Origin of the sequence: Flavobacterium sp. GP15, from assembly GCF_014281985.1 — a bacterium.
GTDB lineage: Bacteria > Bacteroidota > Bacteroidia > Flavobacteriales > Flavobacteriaceae > Flavobacterium > Flavobacterium pygoscelis.
Genome location: NZ_JACFTC010000015.1, coordinates 1 through 5,490, shown reverse-complemented (window position 1 = coordinate 5,490; position 5,490 = coordinate 1). Strand labels below are relative to the sequence as shown.

Genomic DNA, 5,490 nt, shown 5'->3' with positions numbered 1-5,490 from the left:
TTTTATTAGTGTTTGCGCCTAACGTCTTGGCGCTTGGCGAGGTTGGGGACTTTAAAGCAGAGTATTTTCTGCCGAAACGAAGATATGATAAAAAACGCTAATTCCAATAAAACCCCAATCTCGCCAAACGGCTGTTAGCGGTAGTCCTTTCTATTTATTCTGATTATTTACTCTTCAAAATCATCTGAATGTGAATTTGCTTTTATAAGCTTTTCTCCATTTTTAAATGATAATTGTAATCCGTGTTCAATTTCCCATTCGCATTCACAAGAAACACATAAATATATTGTTCCATTTTCACTCCAATGCAAAACTATTTCTCCAACTGTCACGAAATTCCATATTTCACTTTTAGTTTTCAAGTTTAGGTTTTTCGTATAACCTGCTTTTAGAATTTCTTCATAATATTCATATACTTTTTCTGAATCTTTATTTTTATCAATTTCCGTTAACTTCAAAAAATTTTCAAAGGCTATTTCTGCATTTTGAATATATTCAGAATCTTTTTCTACTAATGTAATTTTTATTTTTTCTTTACTAAAATATGGAATTTCTAAAGGAGAAGTTTCCAACCAATCAGAATCATATTCAGTTTCTTTTAAATCTCCGAAAAGTTTTGATTTCATCGTAATTTCGTTTTTTGTAGGATTACCGCTAACGTCTTGGCGCTTGGCGAGGTTGGGGACTTTAAAGCAGAATATTTTCTGCCGAAACGAAGATATGATAAAAAACGGTAATTCCACTAAAACCCCAATCTCGCCAAACGGCTGTTAGTAGCAGTAAATTATTTCTTTACAATATTTATTTTTTCACAATAAAAATCATATTTTCCATCTTGATAATCAAAGATATGATAATTACAATTTTCCATTTGTCTATTAGTTATATTTTCAATTTCAAATCCCGTAAGTTGAACTAAATTAAGATCGAGTATTTGGTTATTATTGATATTAATAAACTCAACTGAAAATTGCCAATTATGATTAAATAAATCTTCTGATAAAAATAATTTCAGAATCTGAAAATATCTTTCATCTTCGCTAATTTGATTAATCACTTCGATTTTTTTTATAAATAAAGGTATCAAAGTGCCATTGCTTTTTGTTCCTTTCAGAAAGTCAAATTCAATATCTCTCATTGACGATTAATTTAAGTTAGATTTTAAGTTGTTGATTAATAGGTTTTTGTTTGTCATTTGCGGTTTTATTGCTACTAACGTTTCGCGGCTTGCAGAAGTGGCGAACTTCGTAACCGATTATTTTCGGCTAAGATAAAATTTCTTGCGAAAGATAAACGTGATTTTACCACATATTTCGCCATTTTTGTAAACCGCTGTTACCAGCAGTACTTATTTTATTTATAATGGATTACGTTTACAACTTTTGAATTTCTTGCGTCAATAATAATTGAAAAAGCTCCGCCAAAAGAAAATCTATTTATCGTTCCATTAATTACCCAATAATTATTTATTAAATATGCTTCGTATGGTTTTTCATCTTCAATTTTTGATTTGCCATAAATTTCAAATAATATTGGTTCAGCTACTTTTATTGCTGTATTTTCTTCTTTAATTAAAAGTTCATTTTTGTCAAGAATAGCTAATTTAGTTGTGTCATTTAATGCATTTTCAAGTTCTTTTTTGGCATTTTCTATTCCTAATTTATTATGCAAAACTTGATTACAACTGATTTGCATAATCACAAAAAACATTAGGATAATTTTTTTCATTTAATTTTTCGGTTTTCTGCGGTTTTTTGGGCGTATTGCTGGTAACGTCTTGGCGCTTGGCGAGGTTGGGGATTTTATAGCAGAGTATTTTCTGCCGAAACGAAGATATGAATAAAAACGTTAATTCCACTAAAACCCCAATCTCGCCAAACGGCTGTTAGGCACAGGCTTTTTATGTCCAACAAGTTTTTATTTCTTTTATATGCTCTTCCAATCTCTTTGAAAAACTTTCTTCATTAAATTTCTCTTTATGTTCAAATTTAGCGATAATCTTTGCGCTTTGACTCCAAATTTGGATTAGTTCGGATATTTTTGGCTTAAGTGCAATAGCATTATCGGGTGTAAAATGTACTGTCTTATTTCTTAAACTGAACAAATTAGTGATTTCATTCAGATGAACCTTATTGTTATTTAAATCAGCTTTGAATATGTATATTAAACGCTCCATTATTTTTGAGATTGAAATTCTTGCATAACTAAATTCATCTATTGTACCTGTTTGATTTAAAAAGAGCAAATGCCTATTTACAAGTGTTTCTATAAAGAATCCGAAATTATTTAAGTGACCTAATATTTCGATTGAGTCTATTCGATGATTCAGCCCGAATTTATGTTTTTCAGTTTCCGCTCTGAATTGTGATTTTTGCCACGAATTTGATATTAAATTTGTTGTCTCAGACGTTAGAATATCTGGTATTTTCGATTGTAAAATTCCAACAGCATTATCAGGTAAATAAGTTTTGTCAAATATTTTTCGGTCTTCCGTTGATGGTTCAATAGAATTTAATTCTTCTAAAAATAAAATTGATGCAAATTCAGATTTTAAAGCTGAATGTAAATAACGAAATGACTCTTCGAGAAAAAATGTTCCTCCAAGTTCTAATTTCGAATAAGTATCTATTTCGTGTTTTGTGCTCATTTTTTTTAAGCTTGTGCCTAACGTCTTGGCGCTTGCCGAGGTTGGGGACTTTCGAAGCCGAGTATTTTCGGCTGAACGTAAATGTAGTAAAAAAACGCTAATTCCACTAAATCCCCAATCTCGGCAAACGACTGTTAGTGGCTGGCTTTTTCGTCCTGCTTTTTTTTGTTTTTATGAAATGTACTAATTCTTCCGCCTTGCTCAATATGAAAAGTGTAATAATCTCCTTCAAAATAGATGCTTTGTTCACCATATCTACTATATCTGTTTTTAGTATCTTTTTCGAAATGATTTTGAATTTCTTTATTAATTTGCTGGATAACATTTTCCATAACTGTGAAAACATTTTCTTCTTTCCACTGAAAATTATCCTTATGTTCAAATTGTTTATTTACTTGCATTTCTTCGACGTGTCTAAAATAAATATGCAAATAACTATGAACATCAATATAAATAGGAGTTTTTCCAACCACATTTAGTCTTCTGTCGTGAAAATGTAAAACCTTTATATAAATGTCAACTAATTGTTCAATGTTTTCTTTTGAAAGTTTTTTTAAACTGCTACCTGCATCTTGTAAGTATTTATCAAGTATTTGATTCGTCTCACTTTTTTTTATTTGCAATATTTTAGTCATTCTTTTCCTCTCGTCTTCTGTAATTTCTTCGCGTAAATATTTTATTGTCAAATATTCCCACTCTATATCTTGATTCATTACAGTTGGTTCAAAATATATTTCTTGATTTTCAAGGTCAGTTAATTTTTCTTTTTCAAAATAATATTTTCCTGCCAAGTATGAATTTCTTTCTCGAGGTGATAATCCTATTTCTTCTTTGATTAGTTTTTTTCTAAATCCATAATGCCAATTTAAGTCTTCGCCTTTAGGAGCAGTTGAAATAGGGATTTCTATAGTATCTATAGTTCTTACTGTTCTTGAATGAAAGGTGTTTTCTGGTGGATGTGTAAAATATAAAATTTCAGAAATATCTTGAGAATCAACGCCAATTTGAATAAGTCTTTCTTTTTTTTTCTCTCCTAATTCTCTTCCCAAATATCTTGCCTTTATAAAACCGGTGTTTTTAAAAGGTAATTCTTTAATTTTTTCATCAAGTAACTCTCTTTCTTTTTGCGAATAAATGAAGACTACAGTTATAAAATCGCCATATAGCTTTTGAGATTCACTTTGATACTTAAATGTTAGGTTTGCTGTTTTGTCATCTTTGCCAACTAATACATATATTTCTTCTGTTGTGTAGTCCATTTAGATGTTTTTAGTTCTGTTTTTCTGTCATTTCCTAGCCTACGTTGACCTTTTTTTTGTTAAAAATTCGGCTTAAAACTATAAAATTGGGTTGCCAATTTTGGGTTAGGTTTTTTAAGTTTTCTCTTCAAAAAAAATGAAGATTAAAAGAAGTGGCATTTTAAAAATGCCATCTTCATTTTCTTTGCCTATGATTTTGGCACTATTCGAGTTGCTCCTCAGCATTGCTCGTTTCCATCCGCACATAGTCTTACAATAGTAGTAAATTGGTTTTTAAACAGCAACTTTTTTTGGTTTTTTATAGGATTTATTTATCTGTTTATCGTATTGTAAATGAACGGATTGTGGTGTTTTTAAATCAAGACTCCAATGCGTTCTTTCGTTATTGTAAATTTCTATGGCTTCTTTTGTCATTGCTTTTGCTATTTGAACTGATTTTAAGGTTCTTTTTAATCCAAATTCATATTTTAAAATTCCGTTTATTCGCTCTGCAATTGCATTTTCATAAGGATCATATTTTTGAGTTGTACTTAATATAAAGCCTTTTCCTTCAGCAAATTCGCTATGATCTGGACAGCAATATTGTATACCTCTATCGCTATGATGAATGATATTTTTGTGATTAAAAATACAATTTTGATAAGCCATTTTAAGGGCGTTTTTCACCATTTCTACACGCATATTATCCTCTAATGCCCAACCCATTATTTTTCTAGAATATGCATCTGTAACCAAAGCTAAATAGGCGTGTCCTGAATCGGTTTTTATATAGGTTATATCTGCAACAAAAAACTTGTTCAGCGTGTGTTACTGCTAGATTGTATAGTAGGTTAGGGGATTTGTAATAGAAATGTTTAGAGTCTGTAGTGATATGAAATCTTTTGGTTCTTTTAATGAATAAACCTCTACTTCTAAGCAAATCAAACAAAGCATCTCTGCCCATCTTAATGTTGTTTACAATAAATTTTTCTTTTAAATGGTCTAAGAGTTTTTTGGTTCCTGTTCCTGGCATTCTTTCGCGTATTTCTAATACTAAATCAATTACGGTATTGTTGCGTTTTTCCTTTTCTTTATCCCTTGCAATTCTTTGATAATAAGCTTGTTTGCTTAGCCCGAGTGATTCGTAAATCCATTTTATTTTAAAAGCTTTTTCTTCTTTCTCTGAATTTCGTTCGCTAACCACTCGGGCAAGTACTTTTTTGAAAGTTCCTCCCCCGTAACGGACTCAAATTCAATGATTAGCTCTTGTTGAAAAGCTTTAACTCCTTCTAGATCTTCTATTTTGCTTTTTAGTGTACGAATTTCATCGTCTTTACTAATGCCTTTGTTGGTTTGCTCGTAATTAGTTAGTTTTTTCATCCAGTATTCGATTGTGCTTTTAGAAATATCGTATTTTTTTGAAGCGTAATTTAAAGAAATTTGTCCATTATTGATTTGTTGAATTACAAAAAGTTTGTATTCAAAACTTACTTGTTTGCCGTTTCTTTTTCGGACGGGCTGATTTTCGGGTGTTTCCATGGGTTACTAAAGGTGTTTAAATTTTAGTCAACCCATTTTAGGACTCGACATTCTTCAAGCTTGCCA

General features: G+C 30.6%; 8 protein-coding genes. All 8 read right to left on the bottom strand.

Going from position 1 to position 5,490, the window contains the following annotated elements; translation table 11 throughout:
• Window positions 1-167 precede the first annotated feature (167 nt).
• Window positions 168-626 (bottom strand): hypothetical protein, encoded by a 459-nt coding sequence (locus tag H2650_RS15515; RefSeq protein WP_188051735.1) that lies wholly within the window; start codon window positions 624-626, stop codon window positions 168-170.
• 158 nt (window positions 627-784) lie between these two features.
• Window positions 785-1,138 carry a hypothetical protein gene (locus tag H2650_RS15510; RefSeq protein WP_188051734.1) on the bottom strand — a complete coding sequence of 118 codons (354 nt, stop codon included), beginning with the start codon at window positions 1,136-1,138 and terminating at the stop codon, window positions 785-787.
• 215 nt (window positions 1,139-1,353) lie between these two features.
• Window positions 1,354-1,728 (bottom strand): YbbC/YhhH family protein, encoded by a 375-nt coding sequence (locus tag H2650_RS15505; RefSeq protein ID WP_188051733.1) that lies wholly within the window; start codon window positions 1,726-1,728, stop codon window positions 1,354-1,356.
• Window positions 1,729-1,900: 172 nt separating this feature from the next.
• On the bottom strand, window positions 1,901-2,647 hold the full coding sequence (locus H2650_RS15500; RefSeq protein WP_188051732.1) for a hypothetical protein: 747 nt from the start codon (window positions 2,645-2,647) through the stop codon (window positions 1,901-1,903).
• Between the two features lie 134 nt (window positions 2,648-2,781).
• On the bottom strand, window positions 2,782-3,906 hold the full coding sequence (locus H2650_RS15495) for a hypothetical protein (protein WP_188051731.1): 1,125 nt from the start codon (window positions 3,904-3,906) through the stop codon (window positions 2,782-2,784).
• Between the two features lie 273 nt (window positions 3,907-4,179).
• A complete protein-coding gene (locus tag H2650_RS15490; protein ID WP_370566886.1) occupies window positions 4,180-4,674 on the bottom strand; it encodes a transposase in 495 nt (164 codons plus the stop codon).
• Entirely contained in the window at window positions 4,619-5,089 is a 471-nt protein-coding gene (locus tag H2650_RS15485) for a hypothetical protein (RefSeq protein ID WP_188051730.1), read from the bottom strand. Before H2650_RS15485 ends, H2650_RS15490 begins: the two co-directional genes overlap by 56 nt.
• Window positions 5,041-5,424, bottom strand: a complete 384-nt coding sequence (locus H2650_RS15480) for a helix-turn-helix domain-containing protein (protein WP_188051729.1) — start codon at window positions 5,422-5,424, stop codon at window positions 5,041-5,043. Before H2650_RS15480 ends, H2650_RS15485 begins: the two co-directional genes overlap by 49 nt.
• Between the last annotated feature and the right edge of the window lie 66 nt (window positions 5,425-5,490).